The sequence below is a fragment of the Stenotrophomonas sp. 109824_Sma genome (assembly GCF_056480025.1).
On record NZ_CM151078.1, the window covers coordinates 2,584,273 to 2,607,138 of the forward strand.

Below are 22,866 nucleotides of genomic sequence, written 5' to 3' on the forward strand. Positions count from 1 at the left end.
CTCACACCCCCCGCACGACGTCGGCGGTGACGGTCGGCACGCCCAGGTCAGCGGCGCGGTTCATCGCGGCGGTGAGCGCGTTCTGGACGGCCAGCGGATAGAGCAGCGAGCCCGCACCGCGCGAGGGAACCAGCTTGGTGCGCAGCGCGTCGATGGCGCTCTGTTCCACCACCTTGTCCAGCGGCACCTGGGCGCGCTTGAAGCGATGCGCCAGGTAGGCACCCAGCTCGTTGTCCAGCGGCGGCAGTGTGATGATCTCGATGCGCTGTACTACTTCGCGTACTGCCGGGTTGTGCTCGGAGAGCTTCACGGCCAGCTCCGGCTGGCCGATCAGGATCACCGACAGCAGCGGGCGCAGGCCGTCCTTCAGCTCGCGGAAGCGCTTGAGGTGATTCAGGGTTGGCATCGGCAGGCTGTGGGCCTCCTCGATCACCAGGACGTGGCTGTGACCTGCGCGGGCGCTGTCACGCATCGATTCGTGCAACTGGCGGAAGCGGGCCTCGGGACTGCTCTTCGGCTTGGCCAGTGGCGCGACGGTGGCCATGATCGCCTCGGCGATGTGGTGGCTGCGCAGGGTCTTGCCCACCGCATCGTTGCCTTCGCTGGCCAGCACGTAGGGCTTGATCACAATGACGGCCTGTTCCTCGCGCTGGATGCGATCGACCAGGTCTTCGCACAGCGTGCTCTTGCCGGCACCGCTCTCGCCGATCACCGCAGCGAAGCCGCCGTGGCGGGCAACCTGGTACATGCTCTCGCGGACATAGCGGATATCCGGAGAGAGGAACACGTCTTCGGCGCTGGCTGGATCGGCGAAAGGATTGGTGGTCAGGCCGAAGTGGCGCTTGGCCTGTGGGGTCAATGCCTGAAAACGCAGTAGCATGGGATCTTCCTCGTCGTGAATGTCGTTGTCGTTATCGGTGTCTTGCGTTGGGGAAACCGGGGCCGGCGTGTTGGAGCACGTCGGCCCCTCCTTTTCATGCCAGTGGGCGTCGGTCACGCCGTGCTGGGTCAGACAGGAACTGATGGCAGCGCGCACCGCTGCCGGATCGCAGCTGGTGGGCAGCTGGCCGTGATTGATCAGGGCATTGAGGGCCGGTCGACTCAGGCCGGCGGCTGTGGCCAGCACGCCCTGCTTGATACCTGCATCGGTGAGCAGGCGCTTCAGACGCAGCGTCATGCAGCACCTCCTTCCACCAGGCGCAGGCCGCCACGCTCAGGCGACGCCAAGGCCTGCGCCCAGGATTCGACCTGATCCACTGGTAGCCCCTCAGGCCAGCGCTGGGCGGTGCGTGCGTAGTGGTCGGGCGACCAGGTCGAACCGGCTGCCTCCACCAGTGGCTTCAGGCGCATTGCCGCTTCCACATGGTTCAGCGGCGGCAGCTCGGCGCGGATCGGCGCAGGCTCGATGCGCTGGGCCGCCAGTACCTGCGGTGCATCAACCTGGGCGATGCGGCCCGAGCGCGGCAGGCTCGGCGTCACATTGGCTTCGCGCAGGTGCTTCATCGGATCCACCTGCCCCCCGAAGGCCACGCGCTTGGCCTTGCGTGCCACAGCGGCCTCCGCATCGGTCTGAACCTGCATGGCCAGCCGATCCAGCTCCTTGCGCGCTGCGTCGGCCGGCGTCTCCGGAGCGGTCCGGTACTCCGTGCCAACCTGGGCAGCGCTGTCCAGGAAGCCCCAGTCGTCACGTCCGATGCGCGGTGCGATGTAGTGCACAGGCGCGCAGTCTTGCGTCCCCGGCATCAGTACCCGAACGCTGCCCTCCGGATCCAGAGCATTGACCACTACGTCTACGCGCTGACCGTTGATCAGTCCCGGCACCCCACGCACGTCGTACTGCTGTGCCCGGAAGCGGACCATGCAATCGCGTACGGTGCAGGCCTTGGGCGCGCTGGTGGCCAGCTGTCGCAGCACCTCCACGGCCGGTGCCAGGCGCAGCTGGTCCTGGGTGATGCGCAACCACCCATCACGACGCGTGTAGCCAGTGCGGCTGTGGGTGCGGGTGGCGTTATAGGCCTGCGCCCACTGCTGTGCCAGGGTATTGATTTCCTCCAGACTGGTGACCGGTGCACGCAGCTTGAGCAGGGCCTCGAAGTGGGTTTCGATCAGGTAGTTCGCGTTCTCGACCTGGCCCTTGGCGCGTGCATTGCCCACTTCATTGATGATCGGCTCGATCCCGCAGGCCGCCAGGAAGCTGCTGGTGCTGGTGGCCGTCATGGCACTGCCGGGATCCATCATCAGCAACTTGGGAACACCGTGCATCGTGCCGATTTCGCGCCGTGTCATTGCGTGGATCAGGGCCGACAGCAGGTTGGCGCTGCTTTCGGCACCCAGCACGTAGAACAGCTCGATCGCACCGCTGGCGTGGTCGGTGATGGCATAGCGCCACAGGCGGCGTTCTGCGATCTTGGTGAAGTTGCCGGGCTTGCCGCGATAGAACTCGCGCTTGTCCATCACCCGCGTGCCGTCATCGGCCAGGTAGAACTGGCGGCTGACCGATGCGTCGATCTGCCACAGGTGGTTGGGATGCGGGGAGGACAGCCGTGCAGCCGGTGTCGCCGCTGCCAACTGGTCCCGGTGGAAACCGTAATGGCGGATGGCGCGACAGATCGCCGAGGTGCTCAGCGGGACAATCTCGCCCGTCGCCTTGTCTACGCGCATTGCCTCGATCCTGCCGTTGGCACGCAAGGCATCCACGGCCTCCTCGACCGGCAGCGCGCCGGTACCGGTCAGGCGACGGGTTTCCTCCACGATGGCCGCGATCGAGGCCGCTTCGTCACGGGTAAGTGACAGTTCGCCCGCATCAGACCTGCGTTTGCGGGGCTTGAGGGCCGCCGTCACCTTCGACAGGTGGCGGTAGGCCGTCTGGACCGAGCATCCCAGCTGCTCGGCCAGCGCGGAGGCGATACGCCCCTTGCTGCCGTGCGGCGCCGCCAGCAACTGGCTGGCCGCAGCCTGGATGAGGACCTCGGACACGTCAGATCCCCGCGTCGTTGGTGACAGGGATCGCGATGGCCAGTTCCTCATCGTCGCGGGCGATGCGCACCGAGGTGAGGAGGCGGCCGATCACGTCGCCCAGGAACAGCGCCGCATCTTCCTCGACGTGGTTGTCGCAGGCGAAGTCGGCCAGTTCCAGGATCGCCGCGCGAAGGCCATTGCTCTGGCCGCCAATGGCAGCCAGCACAGTCTGCTCAGCTTCGGTGACCGACTGCTTGAGAGTGACGAGCCGTTCGTCCGGGGTGGCGCTCTTCCAGCGATGCTGTGCCTTGAGGGTCTTCTCATGCTCCTTGTTCAGATCATCGCTCAACTTGTTGATGCGCTGATCCTTTGCGTCCAGGTCGGCGCGAGCCTCGCGAATGGCGGCGCGCAGTTCGTTCCGGGACATCGTCTCGATATCATCGAGAGATAGCCCGCCCGTCTCGCCCTGTTCGGCAAGTTCAGCGAACTGCTCTTCCGGCAAGGAGAGCAGTTCGATCAATCGACTCTGGTTTTTGGTGGCGACGATCAAATCATGCGCATGCGCATGATTTGGCAGTGCCGAAATCCGCTTCGCTGCCTCCATCATCCGCCAGGCCTGATCCTGCCCAATGCTCAGCCGTTGCAGCATCCCAGTCCATTCGCCATGAACTGCGCATTCGCGGGCCACAACCAGGTAGCGGCCGGCGCGAATGAAGGCTTCGCAGCCGCGGCGCAGTTCGCTCCGGATGGCGTTCTCATAGTGATCCGGGTGCCACGGCAAGCCGTCACCGAACTGCTCCACTACCTCGCTCTGGTGCTCGCCCAGCGTCACCAGTTCCTGGTTGCGATCGGCCAGCTTGCCTGCATCCAGCTCCGTGCCTACCGGCTCGGCCTGGGCGAGCGGCTTGGCGCCGCGCTTGTTGGGTTGCTTCTCTGCCATTTCGATCCTCGTCATCAGTTGGGGCTACGGCTGTAGCGGTTCTTGAAGTCATCCAGTTGCCGCTCTTCGCGGGCCACCTCTGCCTGATGGGCCAAGGCGATCTGGACAATTCGGGGGGATAGGCGCCAGTTGTCCTGGTCAAAGGGCGAGCGCTCGACCAGACCGTCCTCGGCCAATCGCTGCAGGTTGCGCAGCGTGGTGCTGGGGGATTCGCCGATGCCGTCGGCAATGGGTTTCAGGCGCAAGCCGGTGCGGCTGTGCCCGGCCAAGGCGAACAGCAGGCGGGCGAAGATGCTTTGCTCGCTCATGCCGCAGCGCCCTGCTGGCGGCGGGCCAGCTCCTTCAGGATGCGAACGGCGCGGCGATCGGCCGCGTCCACGGCACCAGCCAGCGGCAGGGTGTGGGCCAGCGGCTCGTCCGACTCGACGGCGCACTGCCAGTTGTTCACAGCGGTGGCGTACTGGTCACGGGCCGAGGCAAGCAACAGCTCCAGTTCGCGGGTCGGGACTTCGTCCAGGGGGCGGCCGGCGGTGCTCATGCTGAGGCGCTCAGGCCTGCGGCCTTCAGCAGCCGGCGCCGCAGGGCCTGACCCTTCGGGCCATTCCAGCGTCCGATGAGGACGTCTCGGGCGTTCTGCGGCGGGACGCCGTTCTCCATGCACCAGCCGCGGAGACTGGTGCCCTTGCCAACGAAGGCGGTGCGGACCTTGAGGTGAAGATCCAGGCTGGGGGCGGGTTCGCTCATCGCGTGTATCCTTTGATCCTTGTTCCATTGGTTGGCTGCTTTGGGCGCTGCCAGTGGAAGTAATCATGGTACGGATTTCCGTGCCTGTCAACACATATGGCATGGAATTTCGTATGACGATCGGAACCCGTCTGAAGAGCGAGCGGGAACGCTTGGGCCTCACGCTGCCTGAGTTCGCAGAACTCGCTGGCGCGAAGAAGAACACCGTGATTGATTGGCAAAGAGATGCATCCAGCCCTCCTGCCGCCAAGCTGGCTGCGCTTGCTGATGCGGGAGTGGATCCGCTTTACGTGCTGACGGGGCAACGCAGCATCGCGCGCCCTGGCATGACGGACACTGAGATAGAGCAGTTCAATGACGTGGTGGATACGTTCTGGGCGCTGTCCGATCCCGGTCGCGTAATGGCCTTGAACATGCTGACTGCACTGCTGGCAAAGGAAACCCAAGAAGGGTCTTCTCGGGGACTGCGTAAGCCAAAGACCTGAGTCCGTAGATGACCTGCTGTTGAGCTTTAAAGGGCGCATTTTTCAATGCGCAGAATTCAAATCGGACAAGGAGGCGTCATGAAGAAGCTGGTTTTTTCGCTCGCGGTTCTGTTGGTCTTGCTCGGTGCAAAGGCGGTAATTGGCCAGGACTTCAAAGACCAGAATCTCAAGCATCTAGTCATCGGAAAAACAACGCTGAGCGAGGCGGCCGCCCTCTTGGAAGCGCCGCCACTGCGATCATCGGTTGGGGCAAGCGGCGCTACTGGCTACACCTGGCAATACATCCAGTCGAAAGCCAGTCTTTGGACTGGCAATGTGCGCAGCTCCAGTAAGCAGGTCATCCTGGTCTTCAATACGGATGGAACATTCCAGAGAATTTTCCAAATGGATGGCATCCAGCTCCCGCCTGAGGATCTCGAGAGGCTTTTCAGTCAGCCTGCTGCCGAGCACGCGCACAGGCAACAGAACCAAGTGAATTCACGAGCTGTTCCAGACTGACTCGGGGCGATCGAGATCTGACGGTCCGCCCGTTGTGATGTTGATCGCAATGAAAGGCCACACTCTCACGCGCGCGCGTGAGGTTCCTCGAAACCAGTTTCAAAGACGACGATCAGTCAAAGACTGAAACTCTGCCCATCGGTTTGGTGTGCGCATGGCGCACCTGGCCGACGGGCATCCTCGTCTGCCCGTCGGCCATCTTTCCCTGGAGATGGCGCATGGCAGCAGAGCAACCCGGTAACAAAGCACTGCCCATCGCGGGTGGAATGCTGGCGACCATGCTGGCGTTGCTGCTCGGGCTGGTACAGCCCTTTGAGGGCTACTCGGCCCAGCCCTACCGCGATGTAGTCGGCAAACTGACGGTTTGCTACGGCCATACGGCAAACGTCGAACAGCGCACCTACACCCGCGCCGAATGCGAGCGCCTGCTCCAGTCGGACCTTGGTGTTGCCTGGAACACCGTACAGAGCTGCATCAAGGCGCCGATGACGGACTATCAGGCGGCTGCCTTGACGTCCTTCACCTTCAACGTGGGCCCTGGCGGCGCCGGGGTCAAGGACGGCCTGTGTACCCTGCGCAACGGCCAGCAGCCGCGCATCCGCGTCTACGCCAACCAGGGGCGCTGGGATCTGGCCTGTGCCCAGTTGAGCAACTGGGCCAATGCCGGTGGCAAGCCCTACAAGGGCCTGGAGCGCCGCCGCACGGCCGAGCGCGCGATGTGCGAGGGCCGGTACTGATGATTCGCGCCCTGATCGCAACGGTCGCCCTGCTGCTGGTGCTCCTGCTGGTGGCCATTGCCGCAGCACTTCTCTACCGCGGCAATGCCCTGGATGCGCAGGCTCGTGACGCCACGGCGCAGCAGCGTCTGACCACGCTTGAATCGCAGCTTGAAGACGAGCGCAGCGCTCGTGGCATCGAGCACACCCAGGCCAAGGCGATGGCCCAGATCGGAGACGAACATGAAAATCATCGGGAGGCGTCCGCGTCCGTCCCTGCTGCCGTTGTGGCTGACGTGCGTACTGGCGATCTCAGGTTGCGCAACGACCTCGCCACCTGCCACACCGCTCGCCTGTCCCAAGCCGTCTCTGGCGCCGTCGAACGTGATGCGAGCGCCCAACTACGAGCAGAGGTCGCGGGCGATCTTGTTCGAGTCGGACGCGACGCCGACAACCACGTCCGGGCCTGCCAGCGCGTCATCGGTGTCCTCACCGGACAGCACCCTTCCGTCGAGGCCAACCCATGATCGTTGAAGTGCAGCCGCTCTACCTGGTGTGGTTCGCCGGCATCGGCATCACCCTGCTCGGCGGCCTGATCGCCGGCGGTCGCTGGCTGGTCAACCAACTGCAGCAACGCACTGATCAGCAGTTGGCCATCCTGATTAACGACAGCAAGCGCTGGCGCGAGGTTGAGAGCCACCTCACCGACTTCCGCCTGGAAGTTGCGAAGGAATACGTCCGCCGCGAGGACTATGCCCGCGGGCAGAGCGTCATCGAGGCAAAGCTCGATGCAGTGGCCTCGAAGATCACGAACATGCAAAGCAAGGGGAACACGCCGTGAGTCACGGAAATCAGGGCCCGGATCTGGGTAAGTTGCGCCGGGAGCAGCTGCGCTGGCTGATGCTGCTGGTGCTGGATCGCTCTCGCCCGTATCCGATCGGCGAAGCCGTCCTGGCCGGCGCCGCCCAGGACATGTATCCGGATGCCACCGCTTTGGAAGTGCGCAGGGAGCTGGATTACCTGGACACCCGCCGCCTGATCGACATCACCAAATCCCCTTCGGGGCCGTGGTCGGCTGAGCTGACGCGCCACGGTGTGGATATTGTCGAGTACAGCATCGACTGCGGGCCGGGCATCGCGCGCCCACCGAAGTACTGGTGATCCCATGCCTCCCGTGAGCAAGATCGACCTATTGCCGGCCGAGGTACGCGACGAGCTGGATCGGCGCCTGGTCGCCAATGCCTTCGGCGGCAGCATCTCGCTGTCCGAATGGCTGGGCGAGCAGGGCTATGAGATCAGCAAGACCACCGTCAACGAGCGGGCCAAGCGGCTCAAGCGCCGCCTGGCCTCGATCAGTGCCAGCACCGAGGCCATGAAGCTGGTGGCCGAGCAGGCGCCGGATAATGCCGCCGAGCGCGGCAGTGCACTGCTGGGCCTGCTGCAGACCGACCTGTTCGAAGCACTGCTGCAGTTCCAGGAAGCGGCCGACCAGGACGATGAGAGCATTTCCCCAGCCGATCGCATTGCGCTGTACAGCAAGGCGGCTAAGGCCATTGCTGAACTGACCCGCTCTTCCATCGTGCGCGAGAAATGGGCCGGCGAGATCCGCCAGAAGGCGCTGATCGACGCTGCCAGCCGGGTTGAGGAAGCGGCACGCGCACAGGGCCTGGACGCTGCCGGGGTGGATTTCTGGAAGAACCAAGTGCTGCATGGGGTCGGCTAAGTGAGCGCACTCGGTTCCCTGCCCGATACCGAGCGCATCCTGGACTGGGATGAGTTGCCCGAGAGCGTGCGCGCCATTTCGGCCAACTTCGACATCAGTAAGGCTGGCGTGCTGATGGCCCATCAGTCCGAATGGATCCGGATGCAGGAAGGGCTAGATATCGCGGTCTGCGAGAAGGGGCGCCGTACCGGCATCACCTTTGCCCAGGCCTTGGCCGACACCATCACTGCGGCTTCCGCCAAGGACGCCGGCGGCGACAACGTGTGGTATATGGCCGACACCAAGGAAAAGGGCCTGGAGTTCATTGGCTACGTGGCCAAGTTCGCGCCGATCATCGCTCGAGGCCAGGCCTCGCGGATCGAGCAGCACATCTTCCAGGACCAGCAGCCCGACGGCACCAGTCGGCAGATCCAGGCATTCCGGGTTCGCTTCGCCAGTGGTTTCCGTATCACGGCACTGTCCTCGCGCCCGGAGAACATCCACGGCCTGCAGGGCGTGGTCGACCTGGACGAAGCGGCGCTGCACAAGGACGTGGCCAAGGTGCTCGAGTCGGCCACCGCCCTGCTGATCTGGGGCGGCCGCATCCGCGTGTGGTCCACCCACCGCGGCAAGAAGAACCCGTTCAATCAGCTGGTTCAGGACGTCCAGGCCGGCCGCTACGGCAAGAAGGCCGGGGTCATCCGCATCAGCTTCGATGATGCGGTGTCCAATGGCCTGTACGAGCGGGTCTGCGCTATGCGTGGCAAGGTGGCCACCGCCGAGGGCAAGAAGGAGTGGTACACCGCGATTCGCTCGGCCTACGGCCCGCGCAAGGCCGCCATGCGCGAGGAGCTGGACGTCATCCCGCGCGATGGCGATGGCTCAGCCATCCCCTCGGTCTGGATCGATCGGGCCATGCCCGAGGCCCGGCCCGTGCTGCGCCTGGTCTTCGATGATGACTTCCCCAAGCGCTCTGAGAAGGAGCGCGAGATCTGGTGCTCGGTCTGGATCGCCACCACGCTGCTGCCAGTGCTCCGTGCTGCGGTGGCCGGGTTCACCGGGCGCTGGGCGATCGGCATGGACTTCGCGCGCCACCGTCACTTCTCGGTCATCAAGCCTGCCAAGGTCGGTCAGGATCTGCGCCGCGACGTGCCGTTCCTGATCGAGATGGCCAACGCGCCCACTCGCCAGCAGGAGCAGATCCTGTGGGCGCTGCTGGACGCGCTGAAGGAAGGATTCCCTGGCCGCTGGTCATTCGCCGGCGATGCCACTGGCCCCGGCCAGACCTTGATGGAGTACACCGGCGACCGCTACGGCCGGGCTGAGCTCGATACCGAGACCGGCCGCTACATCGGTGGCCCAATCCACGAGGTCACCCTGTCGCGCCCCTGGTACGGCGAATGGATGCCCAAGTACATCGCGCTGTTCGAAGACGGCTTCCTCAGCCTGCCCAGGGACGCGTCCCTGGAAGACGACCACCGCGCGGTGGAGTACGTCGACGGTATCCCGATGGTGCCGCGTCTGGAGCGCAAGGACCTGCAGGATCCGGAGCTGGTGCGCCACGGCGACGGCGCGATCGCCGGCGTGCTGATGCAGTTTGCCGCACTCAACCACGTCACCTCGGTGCCCATTGAGTTCCAGGCAGCCGGCGCGCGCGCCTACATCGGCGACGGCCGAGCAGACGGCGTGGCAACCGTCGTGACCGATGATGCCTTCGGCACGGTCAGCGGCGGCAATGATTTTGGAGGATTTGCATGACCACCGCCCGCCCAGAGATCGGCCGCGAGATTGCCACCACTGCCGATGGCATCGACATCACCCGTGGTTACACCGGGCCACTGCTACTGCCCTTTGACAGTGTCCTGCGCAACCGCGGCGGCTACGACCTTCAGATCTACGAACAAGTGCTGTCCGACCCGGAGGTGAAGACCACCTTCGGCTCTCGCCAGGACTCGGTGGTGGCCTGCGAATGGCAGGTGGAGCCCGGCGGCGAGAAGCGTATCGATCGCCAAGCGGCAGAGTATCTGCAGGAGCAGCTGCACGGCATCGGCTGGGACAACGTCACCCGCAAGATGCTCTTCGGCGTGTTCTACGGCTATGGCGTGGCAGAGATCCTGTACAAGGTCGACGGCACCCGCATCGGCCTGAAGGACATCAAGGTTCGTAACCGTCGGCGCTTCCGTTACGGCAAGGAAGGTGACCTGCGCCTACTCACCCAGACCCAGATGACCGAGGGCGTGCCGGCGCACGCGCCCTATTTCTGGAACTTCTGCTCCGGTGCCGACCACGACGATGAGCCCTATGGCCTGGGCCTGGCGCACTGGCTGTACTGGCCGGTGCTGTTCAAGCGCAACGGGCTCAAGTTCTGGCTGATCTTCCTGGAGAAGTTCGGCATGCCCACCGCCGTCGGCGAATACGACGAAAATGCTACCGATCCAGAGAAGGCCAAGCTGCTGCAGGCCACACGCGCGATCCAGACCGACAGCGGCATCATCATGCCCAAGGGCATGGCGCTGAGACTGCTGGAGGCCGGACGGAGCGGCACGGCCGATTACAAGGCCCTGCAGGACTACATGGATGCCACCATCCAGAAGGTGGTGCTGGGCCAGACCGCCAGCACCCAGGGCACGCCCGGCAAGCTGGGCAACGACCAGCTGCAGCGCGAAGTGCGCCGCGACATCATTACCTCCGATGCCGACCTGGTATGCGAGTCCTTCAACAAGGGGCCAGCGCGCTGGCTCACCGAATGGAACTTCCCTGGCGCGGCGATTCCTCGGGTCTATCGCGTCACGGAAGAGCCGGAGGATCTGGACGCTACCGCCAGCCGTGACAAGAAGATCCTTGACCTGGGCTACAAGCCCAAGCAGGTCTACATGGATCAGACCTACGGCGACAACTACGAGCCTGTCCAGGCGCCGCAGGATCCGCCTGCGGTACCGACGGCGATCGATGGCGCCCAGTTCGCCGACGCCGGCGGTGCGGTGGTCAGCTTGCTGCGCAGGCACTATCCCGCCGCCTTTGCCGACGGCACCCCGAAGACGCCCGATCCCGCTGTCGAGCTGGGCCAGCAGCTCGATCGCCGGCTGTCGCCCATTGGTGCTGGATGGGTCGAGCAGATCCGCCAGCTGGTCGATGAGGTCGATTCGCTGGAGCAGTTGCGCGACCGGCTGTTCGAGCTGCATCCGAATATGACCCTGGACGACTACGCCTCGGTGATGGCCGATGCGATGACGGCAGCGACGCTGGCTGGCCGTACCGACATCCAGGGCGCGGGAGACTGATCAATGGCCGGGGTCGCCTACGCTCAACTTCCGTTCCGGGAGCAGATCGAGTTCTTCCGTCGCAAAAAGAACGTGCTCACCGAGAGCTACCTCGACGTTTGGGAGTCGGAGCACGACTCCAGCTTCATGGTGGCCGGCGCCAATCGGGACGCGCTGCTGGCGGACTTCCGGCAATCCATCGATCGGGTCATTGCTGAGGGGCGGACTCTTCAGCAGTTCCGGGAGGACTTCGACCGGATCGTGGCCACGCATGGTTGGGACTACAACGGCGGTCGGAACTGGCGCTCACGGGTGATCTACGAGACCAACCTGCGTCAGAGCTACAACGCCGGACGCTGGGCCCAGCTGCAGCAGCTGATCAAGGTGCGGCCGTTCTGGCGCTACAACCACAACGACGCCGTCGAGCACCCTCGGCTGCTGCACGTGTCGTGGAATGGCCTGGTGCTGCGCCACGACGATCCGTGGTGGCGCTACCACTATCCAGCCAACGGCTGGGGCTGCCAGTGCTATGTCGATGCTCTCAACGAGCGCGACCTGCGCCGGTTGGGCAAGAATGGTCCGGACAAGGCTCCCGAGATCGTGATGCAGTCGATGACCGTCGGGCAGCGCAGTCCTGGTGGGCCGCGCACCGTGTTGACGCCGGCAGGCGTCGATCCTGGGTTCGGCTACGCACCCGGCGCAACGGCCGATCACTGGCCCGGCGGGCGTGGTGGTCCGGTCACTCCGCCATCGTTGACCGGGCAGCTCACCTCCGCTCTGCAGAACGCCCTGGAGACGGGAGCGCGGTTGCCGGCGGCGCCAGCAGCTGCCAGCGCTACCCAGGCCTTGGCGCGGCCGCGCGCCAGGGATGCGCTGCAGGCCGGCTATGCCAGCTGGCTGGCCAGCATTGATGCCGATGCTGCCCACGCTGCCCGCTACCTGGCCGGAGCACTGTCGCCCGGACTGGTGTCGCAGCTGCAGCGTGCCGCCGTTCGCCCAGCGACGGCGGCCTTTGCCGTGTTGGCCGAGCAGCTCCCCATCACTCGGCCTGGCGCGGTGGCCATCGCCGCAGCCGAGCTGCCGATCCGCCTCCTCGATGCGGCGGCCATCCTGCTGGACGTTGCCGCAGGTCGCCTGCGCTATGTGCTGGCGGTGGGGCGTCCTGCCTTCATGGTGGTCGATGTGGCCATCTCGGAAACGGGCGTCAGCACGGTACAGTCCCAGCTGCAGATGCTGATGCCCGCCGAACTCCAGCGCGGCGTTGCCGATGGCACGCTGCAGCTGCTGCAGGGAGAGATCTGATGGCGCAGCTCGAAGTCACTCTGGATTCGGCAACACCCGCACTGGCCGATGCGCTGCGGCAGCTGGAAGGAGAGGCGCGCGAGCTGATCCTGAAGGACTGGGGCGAGTACTTGCTCGGGTCAACCCGCCGCCGCGGGAAGCAACAGGTCGATCCATCCGGTCGGAAGTGGCGAGCGCTTTCGCCGTCCTACAAGCGCTACAAGCAGCGCAAACGTCCAGGCAGGCCAATCCTGGAATTCGACTTCCATATGCTCGGCGACATGGCGTCGTGGCAGTTGGATGGGGGCGATGCCGTGTTGGTCGGCACCAACGCGCCCTATGGCGCCATCCATCAGGGCGGCGGAACGATCAGTCGCCCGGCGCGTTCGACACACGTCCATCTAAAAAAAAGAAAAGGCGGGAGCCGATTCGTAAAAGCCAACCGGCAGAATCAACGGTACCGGCGTCGGGTCACGTTGCCTGCCTACACGATCACAATGCCAGCTCGTCCGTGGCTCGGCGTCAGTCGCGAGGATGAGAAGGAGCTGCTCGACATCGCCCACGATCACGTGAGCGGCGCCTTCGAGTGATCATCGCGCAGGAGGCGCTGTGCGCGCCTCCATGCCGGGGCCGCCACACTCGGACGTCATCAGGGCCCGCTTGGTGTCTGACACGCCTCTCTGGCGTGTTCGCGGCCAAGAATCCGCTCGATCGGATGTGGTGCCCGCAGCATCGTCGCAAGAGCGATCATTTCTTGCGAGCCGCCGTCCCAATACGTGAGACGGCACTGCGGGAAAACGGAGGGCATGAGCCAATCCGTCGCTACTCCTGAAAGTTGGAAACCAGTTTCAAAGACAGCGCTCTCCGGCGCGGGAAAACTGGCGGCATGAACCAACCCGCCGCCACCCTGCAGATCTTCAAAGCTGGCACGCACGTTGCCGAAGACGGCCGCACGCTGACCTTCAGCGAAGCGGACGTACAGCAGATTGCTGACATCTACGATCCGGCCCTGCATGAAGCGCCCATCGTGGTGGGCCACCCCAAGACCGATGATCCGGCCTATGGCTGGGGCAAAGCACTTCAGGCCAAGGACGGTCTCCTGATGGCCGAACCCCATCAGGTTGATCCTGCGTTCGCGGAGCTGGCCAACAACGGTCGCTTCAAGAAGATCAGCGCCTCGATCTTCATGCCCGATTCGCCGGGCAATCCGACGCCGGGCAAGTACTACCTGCGCCACATCGGCTTCCTGGGCGCGCAGCCGCCGGCGGTGAAGGGGCTCAAGTCGGCCTCGTTCGCTGAGGGCGACGATGCCGCCTGCTTTGCCATGTCGCTGGCCCCTCTGGGCTGGACGCTGACGGACCTGTTCCGCCGCTTCCGCGACTGGCTGATCGACACCCAAGGTCTTGAGACGGCCGACCAGGTCATTCCTGACTGGCAGATCCGTGGGATCGAGAGCAGCACACGCGATGACGAAGATGCGCGCAACTCCGCCCTCTTTGCGTCGCCATTGCTCACCCAGTTCCCGCGCAGCGCCATCGGCGCGCCCGCGCCCTCCCAGGCAACGCCTTCCACTCGTGAACAGGTCAAATCGGAGATCGACCCCATGTCCCAGCAGAACAACGCCGAGCAGGCACAGCGCCAGCAGCAGCTCGACCAGCAGGCTTCCACCCTGGACGCTCGCGAGAAGGCCCTCGCCGCCCGTGAACAGGCCGTGCGACGCGAAGACGCAGTGGCGTTCGCCGAAGGCCTGGTGAAGGAAGGTAAGTTGCTGCCCCGTCAGCAGCCGGCGGTGGTGGAGCTGCTGCTGGCCCAGCCGAATGGCAAGGAACCACTGAACTTCGCCGAGGGCGAAACGACGGTGTCCAAGCCGGCGGAGTCGGTGCTGCGCGAGCTGCTGACCAGCCTGCCCAAGGCTGTTGACTTCAGCGAGAAGTCTGGCGGCGACGCACCCAGCACAGCCGCGAATTTCGCTGCCCCTCCTGGGACGCATGTCGACGCCGGCCGCGCGGATCTGTTCAACAAGGCCAAGGCCTATCAGCAGCAGCACCCCGGCACGTCCTGGGCGGCTGCAGTCGCCGCGGTCGGCGGCTGACCTTCCCATCCAGGAGCCCACCATGTCCCAGAACATCGCTCTGCTCACGCTGTCCGTGCAGGCCACGGCGGCACTCACCCACAACCGCTTCGTCTCGCCGGTCGGTGGTGTCGCCGCTGCCGGCGGCAACGCCTGCGGCGTCACGCGCTCCGATGCAGTGATCGGACAACTCGCTCCGGTTGACGTGCTGGGCACGACCCAGGTGACCGCGGGTGCCGCCATTGCTGCGGGCGCTGCCATTGAGGTCGGCGCTGACGGCAAGGCCGTCACGGCTGACGCAGGCAAGGTCGTTGCCCGCGCCGCCCCGGGCGCCATAGCAGCCGCTGACGGCGACGTCCTCGAAGTGATCCTCATCCCGAACTGACCGGCTAGCGCCGCAGGAGATTTACATGTCCGCACAGATGACCCCCGGCCAGGTTCGCGTCGTTGACCCGATCCTTTCCGAACACGCCCGTGGCTACCGCCAGGCGCAGCTCGTGGCCAACGCGCTGTTCCCCTTCGCCGACGTCGCCGCCTATGGCGGCCAGGTGATCGAGTTCGGCAAGGAATCCTTCAAGATCTACAACGCCAAGCGGGCCCCCGGTGCGAATACCAAGCGCATCCGCTTCGGCTATGAGGGCAAGCCGTACGCCATCGTCCCGAGCGCACTGGAAGCGCCGGTGCCGCGTGAGCACATGCGAGATGCGAGCCAGGTGCCGGGGATCAACCTGAGCACCCGGGCCGTGAACATCGTGCTGCGCTCGCTGCTGCTGGAATACGAGGTGGACAGCGCCAAGATCGCCACCAACGCAGCCAACTACGACAACGACCACAAGGTCACGCTGGCTGGCAACAACGTGTGGTCCAACGCCGCCTCAAACCCGGCGCAGGATGTCGAAACCGGCAAGGAAGCGGTGCGCGACAGCATCGGTCTGTATCCCAACACCATGCTGTTGTCTGCCAAGGCGTTCAAGCAGCTCAAGCAGCATCCGAAGCTGATTGATCGCTCGGCCAGCACCGGCATTCGCAAGGTCACCTTGGATCTGCTCAAGCAGGTGTTCGAGATCGACAACATTGTCGTCGGCGGCGGTGTGGTGGCCGATGACAATGGCGCATTCGGTGATGTCTGGGGTACTTCGGCTGTTCTGGCCTACGTCAGCCCTGGCGCTGACGTGAACGCCAACGTCGAGGAGCCCAGCTACGGCTATGGCTATCGCATCGAAGGCATGCCCCTGGTCGAAGTTCCCTACTGGGACAACAGCGCCAAGAGCTGGATCTACGGGGTCAGCAACGACGCCACCCCGGTCCTGGCAGGCATGGCCGCCGGCTACCTGATCACCGGCGCGGGCAACTGATGAAAGGAGCCGGCAAAGGACAGTCGGCGTAGTCCCCGCCTTACCCGTACAACCCAGCGAGCGGTGGCACCAGGCGAACGCGGGCCTGTCCGTGCAAAGCACAGGAGAACTATGCGTGACAGTCGGAGAGCACGGCACCACACCTATTCGGAGATATCGTCGTGGCCAAGCCCCGCACTGCGCCGCCCAGCGCACCCAAGACCGTCCAGGATGACAAGCCGGCCGACGTGCCGGTCGTCACGGAAGAGAAGACTGCCGACGCGCCGCCGGCGGCGGATGACTCGGTACCGGAGCAAGGCCAAGGCGAGCTGGAGTCCGCCGCGTCGATTGTCTCTGCAGCCGATGGTGCTGCCGTCGACCAGTCGCAGGTCAACCATTCGGCAGCGGACCAGGACGCTGGCATCGAAGCGGGTGCTTCTTCGCCTGACGCTGCGTCTCTCGACGTTGTCACTGCGCCTGCCACTTCCACCAGCTCGGGCGATGACACGCCGAGCATCTGGTGGTTCGAAGTACTCAGCCCGTTCAAGCACGCCGACGTAGTCGTCAAGCCGCCTGCGTGGATCCCGATGACCTGGGATGAGGCCGAGGACTACCAGGATGCTGGCGCTCTCGGTGACGAACCGGCCACCCAGGAAGAGCTGGAGTAACCGGCCGCCATGTCCTACTGCACGCTCGCACTGCTGTCGGCGGCCAAGCTCGCCCAGGAGCTGGCGCAGGTGGCCACGCCGGAGCGCTATCCGATCGTGGACGATGCGCTGATGGATGCCACGCTGCTCGGCGGCGATCGCAGCGCCTTCGACCCAGCCGACGTGGCGATCGCCGATGAGGCGGCCGCGCACGTGCAGCGCGCTCTGGACGACGCCGATGGCGTGATCAACGGCTACCTGGTCATGCGCAAGCCCAAGCCCTATCCGGTGCCGTTGCCGGCGCCGGTACCGGGCATCGTGTCCACGTGGGCACGGTGGATTGCGCGCTACCTGCTGCATAAGGACCGGGTCAACACCGAGGAGCGTACCGATCCGGTGGTACGCGACTACAAGGAAGCACTGCGCTTTCTGGAGCTGGTGCGCGACGGCAAGTTCAGCCTCGGCGCCGATGACCCGCTGCCGGCGCCGAGCGGTGGCGCACCTGAGGTCTGTGCACCGCCGCGGGAGTTCAGTCATCGAACTCTGCAGGACTACGGCCGGTGAGCACCCAGCCCTTCGACACTGGCCTGGTGCGCGATCGCATCCGCCAGGGCGTCAACGAGAAGGAGCTGCGGCAGGTCCAGGGCAGCGCCGACTATGCCGCCGTCCAGGCGCTGCGCGACTTCCCTGCGCCGTGCTGCTACGTGCTGCTGGCCCGCGAGATGCCGTTGGAGACCAAGACCGGCGCTTCGTTTCCCGGGCAGCAGACGCGCCTGGCGCAGTTGGTCGAAGTGAACTTCGCGGTGGTGACCGTCTGCCGCAACTACCGCGAGCAGCGCGGGGCGCAGGTGATCGATGAGCTGCGTCTGCTGCTGGGCAAGGTTCGTCAGCCGCTGCTGGGCTGGACACCGCCTATTTCTGGTGGCCGTGCCTGCCAGCTCATCGAGGGCAACCTCGAGGACTACGACGCTGCCACCGCCCTGTGGGTCGACGTATGGAAGACCCAAGCCGTTCTTCAACCCGAGATTCCGCGATGACTACCCAGACCACTCAGAAGCACACGATCAAGAAGGCGGGCCTGACGCTTGCGAGCAAGCCCATTGCGGAAGGCGAAACGGTGGAGCTTCCTGCCGACCTAGTGCCCTGGGCGGTTGAGCGCGGCTTCATCGACGCTCCCGACGCCGATTCTTCCCCCAATCCGTCGCGCAAGGCCAACGGCCAGGCGACTGCTGCCAGCGCCCAGGAGGCGAAGTAAGCCATGTCCGATACCGAGTATTTCTCCCTGCAGGGTCGTGTGTACCTGGGCCTGCGCAATGCCGACGGCAGCCGCGCACCGGCGCGTTGGGCGTATGACGCCAGCGTCCTCGAGCTGACCATGTCCAGCACTCGTGAAACCAAGAAGGAAAGCTGGTCCGGTGTGCGCGGCGTCGGCGCTACCATGACCACCGAGCGCAACCTCGGCGTCAATCTGACCCTGGGCCAGCTCAACACCGATCACCTGGCGCTGGCCACGGACGGCACCCGCATGGAGCTGGCTGCCGGCTCAGCAGCCAACGAGGCCATTGGTACGGTCAAGCCGGGTGATGTGGTCGCGCTGGAGTATGCGGCGATCAGTGCACTGGTACTGGAGGGCGGCACCCCAGCCGCGCCGTTGGTGCTGGACACCGACTACACCGTCAACCTGACCACCGGCATCGTCACCTTCCTCACCGCTAAGACGGCGGTGGTGGCCAAGACCTATGAGTACGCTGCGCACAGCCTGGTGAAGGTCTTCGAAAGCACCAAGTCCGAGTACTACGTACTCTTCGACGGCGTCAACAGTGTTGATGGCACCACCATGCGCTTCCGCGGCGAGGTTCACCGCGTCACCTTCCCGGCCTCGGAGACGCTGTCGCTGATCAACGACACCTTCGGTGAGATTGCGCTCACCGGCGAGGCCAAGATTGACCCGGTGCGGCAGGCCGATCCGCGCTTCGGCCTGTACGCCCGTGCCCTGCTGGTGGATGCAGCCTGATGGCCAAGGTGATCGGCAATGTCGGTCAGCAGTCCCCCGGATCCGGCACTACGGATCCGGGGGCCATAGCCGGTGAGCTGGACGTGCTGGCCGGCCAGCAGCAGGGGCAGCTCGGCGGAAAGACCATCACAGTGCGCGAGTACGGCTTCTTTGAGGCCGCTCGCATCCTGCAGACCGCCGCACCACTGGTTGGGGACCTGCAGCCGCTGTTCGAAGGCACCGATCCGCCTTCCATGCTGCAGGTGATGGATGCACTTATGTCCCACCCGGATCTGATCCGGCATCTACTGGCATGCTCGATCGCAGCGCCGCCGGCTGATGCCAAGGATCACGCAGCCGAGGTGCGGGAGCAGGAAGCGTGGCTGGAGACGCTCAACGAAACCGATGGCGAGCAGATGCTGCTCTTGTGGTGGCAGGCCAATAGCAGTTTTTTTCTCCGCCGCCTGCTCCGAAACGCCGTCAGTCAAAAGGCACTCCCGTCGGTTACGGACGCGTCTTCACCGACCTGATCAACGCTGGCTACGGCCGCAGCTTTGGCGATATCGGTCGCATGACCAAGCGCCAGATATCCCTCGCCTGGGAGCACGTCCAGGCTCAGCAGCGGCGGGCACGGCGGGAGCGCATTACCGACGCCAACGCTGCGTATGCCGGCGGTAATTCGATGACCACCTTGCTGAAGGATCTGAAATAACAATGGCCTCCTCGCGCAACCTCGAACTGGCGATGCGTATCGCCCTGGACATCGAGCAGGTGCGCCAGGCGCTGCCAGTGGTCCAGAAGGGGCTCGCCTCGGTCAAGGGCGCCGGCCAGGATGCCGGCGCCGGCCTGGGCGACGTCACGAAAGAGGCGAAGAAGGCCGCTGATGCCTTGGACAGGGCCGCGCGCAGCAGTGCCGCCTCGGGCAGCCAAATGGAGGATGCTGGCCAGAAGGCGGCCGCCGGCGCGGCGGGCATGGCCACGGCAGGAGAATCAGCTAAGGCCATGTCGGCGGATGTGGCCACCGCCGCAGATCGCGTCCGAATGTCCGGTGCAGCGGTACAGAAGACAGTGGCCGATGAGATTCGCCTGATCTCCGAGCTCGATGCACGTCTGGAGCGCGGCGCGGCGAGCATGTCCGATCTGGCCGACACCGAGGCGATGCTTGATCGGGTGATGGCGCGCGGCCTGATCACCACCGAGGATTACAACAGCGCGCTCAAGGCGCTGGACAAGCAGGAAGCGGGCCTGGCTCGGTCGGAGCAACAGCGTCAGCGTGCTGTTGAGGGCGCCCTGGGGCGCTATGACAGTGCATCAGTAAAGCTGCAGAAGCTCGAGCGGGACGAGCAGGAACTCAAGGCGGCGGTGGATGCCGGCCGCATCAGTCGCGAGCAGTACAACCGCGCCCTGGCGGGCATCAACGTCCAGCGCAACGCGGTCAAGGTTGCCGAAGCGACCAGCCGCAGCCTGGGCGCCGGGGCGATCTCGGCCGGCCAGTACCAGATGGCCATGCGCCAGCTGCCGGCGCAGATCACCGATATCACCACCAGCATCGTCAGCGGCATGCCGATCTGGATGGTGGCCATCCAGCAGGGCGGCCAGCTGAAGGATTCCTTCGGCGGTGTCGTCCCCGCCGCCCGCGCACTTACCAGTGCGCTCAACCCCGCGGTGGTCGTCCTGGGCGGTGTGGCTGCCGGACTGGGTGTTGTTGGCTTTGCAGCGCTGCAGGGCTACAAGCAGCTGCGAGCCTTTGACGCCGCTGTGATCTCGACCGGCCATTCACTTGGCGTGTCCAGCGGTCAGCTCTATGCCCAGGCGAATGCCGTCGGTGCGGTCACCGGCGAGTACTCCGATGCTACGGCGGCCGCGCAGCAGCTTGCTTCCAGTGGGAAGCTGACGGCCAACACGCTATCCACTGCAATCAGTGTCGCGGTCAACCTGGCCAAGCTGACGGGCGAGTCGATCGAGGGCACCACCGCCAAGGTGATCGAGGTCTCCAAGGCCCCTTCGGCTACGCTGGCTAAGCTCAACGAGCAGTACCACTTCCTCACCGCAGCGGTGTACGAACAGGTTCGAGCCCTGGAGGACCAGGGCAAGGCGACCGATGCCGCCAAGGCCGCGCTGGAGGCGATTGCCAATGTCAGTGACCAGCGCGTCAAAGAAATGGAATCGCGGGCGGGCTATCTGGAGCAGGCATGGGATGCAGTGGCCCGTACGCTCAAGAGGGTTTGGCAAGGGCTGAAGGACATTGGCCGCACCGACTCCGAGGCGATGCTCCGCGCGGAAACTGCGGCGATGCGTGGTACGACCGAGCAGCTGCAGCAGGCGCTGAAGAACGGCAACACGCCAGCCATCAGCTACTACTACGACCTGCAGATCAAGCAGATGGACCGGCTCCGCAAGGCTCGGTCCGCCTACGATCGTGACGTCAATGCTGCCGAGAGCGCCGGCCAAGCTCAGCGCATCCAGGATGCCGGCGTCGAAGCCGCCAAGGCGATCGCATCGGGTCTGGAGGAAGGTGCCAGCAAAGCGGAGAAGCTGAAGAAGGCGACCGAAGAGGTTGCCAAGCAGTTCCGCGAGCTGCGCAAGGCTAATCCAGGAAGCGACCTCCTCAAGGGTGTCAGCTTCGGCGACGATGGCAGCGTCAGCGGCGGTGCCTACGACAAGCGGGTTGCCCAGCTGCAGGAGAAGTTCAAAGAGCGCACCCGGAAAGCGCCGAAGACGGAAGGTCAGAAGGATGAGGCCGCAGCACAGCGAGAGCTGGAGCGACTCAAGCAGCAGATCGATCTGGTCGGAACCCTGGATGAGACTCGCAAGAAAGCGACCGAGACTGCCCGCATCCAGGCAGCTATTGCTGAGGGCAACTTCCAGAATGCTTCGGCGAAGACCAAGCAGGAGTTGCTGGACGAAGCCAAGAAGCTGGATCTGGCCAACCTGCGGGTCGAGGCCGACCGCAAGATGCTGGAGATCCGCGATCGCATTGCAGCTCTGCAGGGCCGAGGTCCGGATGCGGAGTTGGCCAAGACCACGCGTGAACTGACGAAGCTGAAGGAAGAGCTGGAAGCCGCCGGACGGTCTGCTGACGCTGCAGATGTTGCCAAGCTCCTCAATCTGAGCAAGGCCAGCACGGATCTGAAGAACCTTCAGGACACCTACAACCAGGTCATGGCCGGCATCGCGCTGGGCCAGCAAAGAATCCAAGTGGAGCTGGAAGCAGGCTTGATCACGCAAGCCGACGCACAGCAACGCGTGGTTGACCTGTATCAGAAGCAGAGCTCGGCCTTGCGAGATCTTGTTCCGCAGATGCGAGCAGCGGCAATGGCACTGGGAACGCCGGAAGCAATCGCCGCGGTCGATCAGATCGACCTGAAGCTCAAGGAAATGGTTCAGACCACGAACCTGCTTCAGCAAACCGTTAGGACGACGCTTCAGAACGGCTTCAAAGAAGCCTTTATGTCGCTGGCAAATGGAAGCGCCTCGTTAACTGACGCGGTGCGCGGATTTTTCTTGTCCGTTTCCAGCGGCTTGGCCGAGTTCGTGGCCGATCAGTGGTCGCAGGCGTTGGCCAATCGAATCACGTCGATGGTGTTCGACAAGGGGGTCGATGCCGGGACTGACGCGGCCGCCGCTGCCGCGACTCAGGCTTCAGCAGCAGCTCTGTCGACTGCCGCTGCCGGCGTCACCGCCGGCGCCACGGCAGTGGCCACCAGCGCAACCGCGCTAAGCACCTCGGGCGCGGGCTTGATCACTGGGGCATCTGCGGTGACGGCGGCCGCCATCCAGATGCAGGCTGCGGCACAGGCGATGGCCGCTGCGTCGGCCGTGAGAGCGGCCGCCAGCTATGCGGTAGGCGGTTACACCGGCCCTGGCAGCAAGTATCAGGAGGCCGGCACGGTCCACGCGGGTGAATTCGTCCATCGTCAGGAAGTAGTACGCCAGCCTGGCGCCCTGGCATTCCTCTACGACTTCAATCGGGTGGGTATGGCCGCGCTTGAGCGTTGGCGTGGCTATGCCGACGGAGGGCATGTGGCAGCGATGCCCACGCTGCAGCGGTCCCCCGTGTTCACCAGCGCAGCTTCGGCGCCGCCGAGCACTGCTGCGCAGCTGGGCCTGCGCGTCATCAACCAGGTTTCGCCGGACCTGCTCGACCAGTACCTGGACGATCCAGGCAGCGACACCACCGTCATCAACAAGATCAGCCGCAACGCTGCGGCCATCCGCCAAGTATTGGGACTCTGAA

The 22,866-nt window shown here is 64.8% G+C and carries 28 protein-coding genes; 22 read left to right on the top strand and 6 right to left on the bottom strand.

All coding sequences use genetic code 11. From position 1 onward, the window contains the following. Position 1: 1 nt before the first annotated feature. From ACZK1G_RS12285 to ACZK1G_RS12310, 6 genes are read right to left on the bottom strand one after another with little or no spacing between them, the layout of a single operon-like run. Entirely contained in the window at positions 2-1,177 is a 1,176-nt protein-coding gene (locus tag ACZK1G_RS12285) for an ExeA family protein (RefSeq protein WP_478447511.1), read from the bottom strand. Continuing rightward, positions 1,174-2,976 carry a hypothetical protein gene (locus ACZK1G_RS12290; protein ID WP_478447512.1) on the bottom strand — a complete coding sequence of 601 codons (1,803 nt, stop codon included), beginning with the start codon at positions 2,974-2,976 and terminating at the stop codon, positions 1,174-1,176. Before ACZK1G_RS12290 ends, ACZK1G_RS12285 begins: the two co-directional genes overlap by 4 nt. A gap of 1 nt (position 2,977) precedes the next feature. Beyond that, the gene (locus ACZK1G_RS12295; protein ID WP_478447514.1) at positions 2,978-3,898 is read right to left on the bottom strand and encodes a hypothetical protein; all 921 of its coding nucleotides are present in this window, start codon (positions 3,896-3,898) and stop codon (positions 2,978-2,980) included. Between the two features lie 14 nt (positions 3,899-3,912). Continuing rightward, a complete protein-coding gene (locus ACZK1G_RS12300) occupies positions 3,913-4,206 on the bottom strand; it encodes a helix-turn-helix domain-containing protein (protein ID WP_008267142.1) in 294 nt (97 codons plus the stop codon). Further along, a complete protein-coding gene (locus ACZK1G_RS12305) occupies positions 4,203-4,436 on the bottom strand; it encodes a hypothetical protein (protein ID WP_024957604.1) in 234 nt (77 codons plus the stop codon). Before ACZK1G_RS12305 ends, ACZK1G_RS12300 begins: the two co-directional genes overlap by 4 nt. After that, positions 4,433-4,642, bottom strand: coding sequence for a hypothetical protein (locus ACZK1G_RS12310; RefSeq protein WP_024957605.1), 210 nt, complete (start codon positions 4,640-4,642; stop codon positions 4,433-4,435). The genes ACZK1G_RS12305 and ACZK1G_RS12310 overlap by 4 nt, the downstream gene beginning before the upstream one ends. Positions 4,643-4,755: 113 nt before the next feature. On the opposite strand from ACZK1G_RS12310, the gene ACZK1G_RS12315 reads away from it, so the two are divergent. The 22 genes from ACZK1G_RS12315 (at position 4,756) to ACZK1G_RS12420 (ending at position 22,865) form a co-directional block, all read left to right on the top strand. Then, positions 4,756-5,127, top strand: a complete 372-nt coding sequence (locus tag ACZK1G_RS12315; protein WP_024957606.1) for a helix-turn-helix domain-containing protein — start codon at positions 4,756-4,758, stop codon at positions 5,125-5,127. Between the two features lie 78 nt (positions 5,128-5,205). Beyond that, the gene (locus ACZK1G_RS12320; RefSeq protein WP_049403063.1) at positions 5,206-5,625 is read left to right on the top strand and encodes a hypothetical protein; all 420 of its coding nucleotides are present in this window, start codon (positions 5,206-5,208) and stop codon (positions 5,623-5,625) included. 77 nt (positions 5,626-5,702) lie between these two features. Next, positions 5,703-6,362: a lysozyme gene (locus tag ACZK1G_RS12325; RefSeq protein ID WP_157806634.1), complete on the top strand. Its 660-nt coding sequence runs from the start codon at positions 5,703-5,705 to the stop codon at positions 6,360-6,362. Continuing rightward, positions 6,362-6,868 (top strand): lysis system spanin subunit, encoded by a 507-nt coding sequence (locus tag ACZK1G_RS12330; RefSeq protein ID WP_478447516.1) that lies wholly within the window; start codon positions 6,362-6,364, stop codon positions 6,866-6,868. Before ACZK1G_RS12325 ends, ACZK1G_RS12330 begins: the two co-directional genes overlap by 1 nt. Further along, positions 6,865-7,182, top strand: coding sequence for a hypothetical protein (locus ACZK1G_RS12335; protein WP_049397725.1), 318 nt, complete (start codon positions 6,865-6,867; stop codon positions 7,180-7,182). The genes ACZK1G_RS12330 and ACZK1G_RS12335 overlap by 4 nt, the downstream gene beginning before the upstream one ends. Then, positions 7,179-7,502, top strand: a complete 324-nt coding sequence (locus tag ACZK1G_RS12340) for a hypothetical protein (RefSeq protein WP_024957611.1) — start codon at positions 7,179-7,181, stop codon at positions 7,500-7,502. The genes ACZK1G_RS12335 and ACZK1G_RS12340 overlap by 4 nt, the downstream gene beginning before the upstream one ends. A gap of 4 nt (positions 7,503-7,506) precedes the next feature. Then, a complete protein-coding gene (locus tag ACZK1G_RS12345; RefSeq protein ID WP_064968339.1) occupies positions 7,507-8,064 on the top strand; it encodes a DUF3486 family protein in 558 nt (185 codons plus the stop codon). Beyond that, entirely contained in the window at positions 8,065-9,801 is a 1,737-nt protein-coding gene (locus ACZK1G_RS12350; RefSeq protein ID WP_478447518.1) for a hypothetical protein, read from the top strand. Next, positions 9,798-11,324, top strand: a complete 1,527-nt coding sequence (locus tag ACZK1G_RS12355) for a DUF935 domain-containing protein (protein ID WP_478447520.1) — start codon at positions 9,798-9,800, stop codon at positions 11,322-11,324. Before ACZK1G_RS12350 ends, ACZK1G_RS12355 begins: the two co-directional genes overlap by 4 nt. Before the next feature lie 3 nt (positions 11,325-11,327). After that, positions 11,328-12,605 carry a phage head morphogenesis protein gene (locus ACZK1G_RS12360; protein ID WP_478447521.1) on the top strand — a complete coding sequence of 426 codons (1,278 nt, stop codon included), beginning with the start codon at positions 11,328-11,330 and terminating at the stop codon, positions 12,603-12,605. Further along, positions 12,605-13,174, top strand: a complete 570-nt coding sequence (locus tag ACZK1G_RS12365; RefSeq protein ID WP_478447523.1) for a phage virion morphogenesis protein — start codon at positions 12,605-12,607, stop codon at positions 13,172-13,174. The genes ACZK1G_RS12360 and ACZK1G_RS12365 overlap by 1 nt, the downstream gene beginning before the upstream one ends. 245 nt (positions 13,175-13,419) lie before the next feature. Next, positions 13,420-14,676 carry a hypothetical protein gene (locus ACZK1G_RS12370; RefSeq protein WP_478447524.1) on the top strand — a complete coding sequence of 419 codons (1,257 nt, stop codon included), beginning with the start codon at positions 13,420-13,422 and terminating at the stop codon, positions 14,674-14,676. A 22-nt stretch (positions 14,677-14,698) separates the two neighbouring features. Next, complete coding sequence (locus ACZK1G_RS12375; protein ID WP_478447526.1) at positions 14,699-15,040, top strand: capsid cement protein; 342 nt, start codon at positions 14,699-14,701, stop codon at positions 15,038-15,040. 25 nt (positions 15,041-15,065) lie between these two features. Continuing rightward, complete coding sequence (locus ACZK1G_RS12380; protein ID WP_478447527.1) at positions 15,066-16,010, top strand: major capsid protein; 945 nt, start codon at positions 15,066-15,068, stop codon at positions 16,008-16,010. 161 nt (positions 16,011-16,171) lie between these two features. Beyond that, complete coding sequence (locus ACZK1G_RS12385) at positions 16,172-16,657, top strand: hypothetical protein (RefSeq protein WP_478447528.1); 486 nt, start codon at positions 16,172-16,174, stop codon at positions 16,655-16,657. Positions 16,658-16,666: 9 nt separating this feature from the next. Beyond that, on the top strand, positions 16,667-17,200 hold the full coding sequence (locus tag ACZK1G_RS12390) for a gp436 family protein (RefSeq protein WP_478447530.1): 534 nt from the start codon (positions 16,667-16,669) through the stop codon (positions 17,198-17,200). After that, positions 17,197-17,673, top strand: a complete 477-nt coding sequence (locus ACZK1G_RS12395; protein WP_478447532.1) for a phage tail terminator protein — start codon at positions 17,197-17,199, stop codon at positions 17,671-17,673. The genes ACZK1G_RS12390 and ACZK1G_RS12395 overlap by 4 nt, the downstream gene beginning before the upstream one ends. Continuing rightward, positions 17,670-17,891, top strand: a complete 222-nt coding sequence (locus ACZK1G_RS12400) for a hypothetical protein (protein WP_478447533.1) — start codon at positions 17,670-17,672, stop codon at positions 17,889-17,891. The genes ACZK1G_RS12395 and ACZK1G_RS12400 overlap by 4 nt, the downstream gene beginning before the upstream one ends. Before the next feature lie 3 nt (positions 17,892-17,894). Further along, positions 17,895-18,650 carry a phage tail tube protein gene (locus ACZK1G_RS12405; RefSeq protein ID WP_049403052.1) on the top strand — a complete coding sequence of 252 codons (756 nt, stop codon included), beginning with the start codon at positions 17,895-17,897 and terminating at the stop codon, positions 18,648-18,650. Continuing rightward, positions 18,650-19,159, top strand: coding sequence for a DUF6631 family protein (locus tag ACZK1G_RS12410; RefSeq protein WP_478447534.1), 510 nt, complete (start codon positions 18,650-18,652; stop codon positions 19,157-19,159). Before ACZK1G_RS12405 ends, ACZK1G_RS12410 begins: the two co-directional genes overlap by 1 nt. Before the next feature lie 41 nt (positions 19,160-19,200). Next, complete coding sequence (locus tag ACZK1G_RS12415; RefSeq protein WP_153857040.1) at positions 19,201-19,341, top strand: hypothetical protein; 141 nt, start codon at positions 19,201-19,203, stop codon at positions 19,339-19,341. 2 nt (positions 19,342-19,343) lie between these two features. After that, positions 19,344-22,865, top strand: a complete 3,522-nt coding sequence (locus tag ACZK1G_RS12420; protein WP_478447535.1) for a phage tail length tape measure family protein — start codon at positions 19,344-19,346, stop codon at positions 22,863-22,865. Position 22,866 lies beyond the last annotated feature (1 nt).

What these genes read in the sequence shown, in the direction of transcription:
- ACZK1G_RS12285 (WP_478447511.1), bottom strand. Translation starts at nt 1,177, where the DNA reads ATGACGCTGCGTCTGAAGCGCCTGCTCACCGATGCAGGTATCAAGCAG.
- ACZK1G_RS12295 (WP_478447514.1), bottom strand. Translation starts at nt 3,898, where the DNA reads ATGGCAGAGAAGCAACCCAACAAGCGCGGCGCCAAGCCGCTCGCCCAG.
- ACZK1G_RS12300 (WP_008267142.1), bottom strand. Translation starts at nt 4,206, where the DNA reads ATGAGCGAGCAAAGCATCTTCGCCCGCCTGCTGTTCGCCTTGGCCGGG.
- ACZK1G_RS12305 (WP_024957604.1), bottom strand. Translation starts at nt 4,436, where the DNA reads ATGAGCACCGCCGGCCGCCCCCTGGACGAAGTCCCGACCCGCGAACTG.
- ACZK1G_RS12310 (WP_024957605.1), bottom strand. Translation starts at nt 4,642, where the DNA reads ATGAGCGAACCCGCCCCCAGCCTGGATCTTCACCTCAAGGTCCGCACC.
- ACZK1G_RS12315 (WP_024957606.1), top strand. Translation starts at nt 4,756, where the DNA reads ATGACGATCGGAACCCGTCTGAAGAGCGAGCGGGAACGCTTGGGCCTC.
- ACZK1G_RS12320 (WP_049403063.1), top strand. Translation starts at nt 5,206, where the DNA reads ATGAAGAAGCTGGTTTTTTCGCTCGCGGTTCTGTTGGTCTTGCTCGGT.
- ACZK1G_RS12330 (WP_478447516.1), top strand. Translation starts at nt 6,362, where the DNA reads ATGATTCGCGCCCTGATCGCAACGGTCGCCCTGCTGCTGGTGCTCCTG.
- ACZK1G_RS12335 (WP_049397725.1), top strand. Translation starts at nt 6,865, where the DNA reads ATGATCGTTGAAGTGCAGCCGCTCTACCTGGTGTGGTTCGCCGGCATC.
- ACZK1G_RS12345 (WP_064968339.1), top strand. Translation starts at nt 7,507, where the DNA reads ATGCCTCCCGTGAGCAAGATCGACCTATTGCCGGCCGAGGTACGCGAC.
- ACZK1G_RS12355 (WP_478447520.1), top strand. Translation starts at nt 9,798, where the DNA reads ATGACCACCGCCCGCCCAGAGATCGGCCGCGAGATTGCCACCACTGCC.
- ACZK1G_RS12360 (WP_478447521.1), top strand. Translation starts at nt 11,328, where the DNA reads ATGGCCGGGGTCGCCTACGCTCAACTTCCGTTCCGGGAGCAGATCGAG.
- ACZK1G_RS12365 (WP_478447523.1), top strand. Translation starts at nt 12,605, where the DNA reads ATGGCGCAGCTCGAAGTCACTCTGGATTCGGCAACACCCGCACTGGCC.
- ACZK1G_RS12375 (WP_478447526.1), top strand. Translation starts at nt 14,699, where the DNA reads ATGTCCCAGAACATCGCTCTGCTCACGCTGTCCGTGCAGGCCACGGCG.
- ACZK1G_RS12380 (WP_478447527.1), top strand. Translation starts at nt 15,066, where the DNA reads ATGTCCGCACAGATGACCCCCGGCCAGGTTCGCGTCGTTGACCCGATC.
- ACZK1G_RS12390 (WP_478447530.1), top strand. Translation starts at nt 16,667, where the DNA reads ATGTCCTACTGCACGCTCGCACTGCTGTCGGCGGCCAAGCTCGCCCAG.
- ACZK1G_RS12400 (WP_478447533.1), top strand. Translation starts at nt 17,670, where the DNA reads ATGACTACCCAGACCACTCAGAAGCACACGATCAAGAAGGCGGGCCTG.
- ACZK1G_RS12405 (WP_049403052.1), top strand. Translation starts at nt 17,895, where the DNA reads ATGTCCGATACCGAGTATTTCTCCCTGCAGGGTCGTGTGTACCTGGGC.
- ACZK1G_RS12410 (WP_478447534.1), top strand. Translation starts at nt 18,650, where the DNA reads ATGGCCAAGGTGATCGGCAATGTCGGTCAGCAGTCCCCCGGATCCGGC.
- ACZK1G_RS12415 (WP_153857040.1), top strand. Translation starts at nt 19,201, where the DNA reads ATGACCAAGCGCCAGATATCCCTCGCCTGGGAGCACGTCCAGGCTCAG.
- ACZK1G_RS12420 (WP_478447535.1), top strand. Translation starts at nt 19,344, where the DNA reads ATGGCCTCCTCGCGCAACCTCGAACTGGCGATGCGTATCGCCCTGGAC.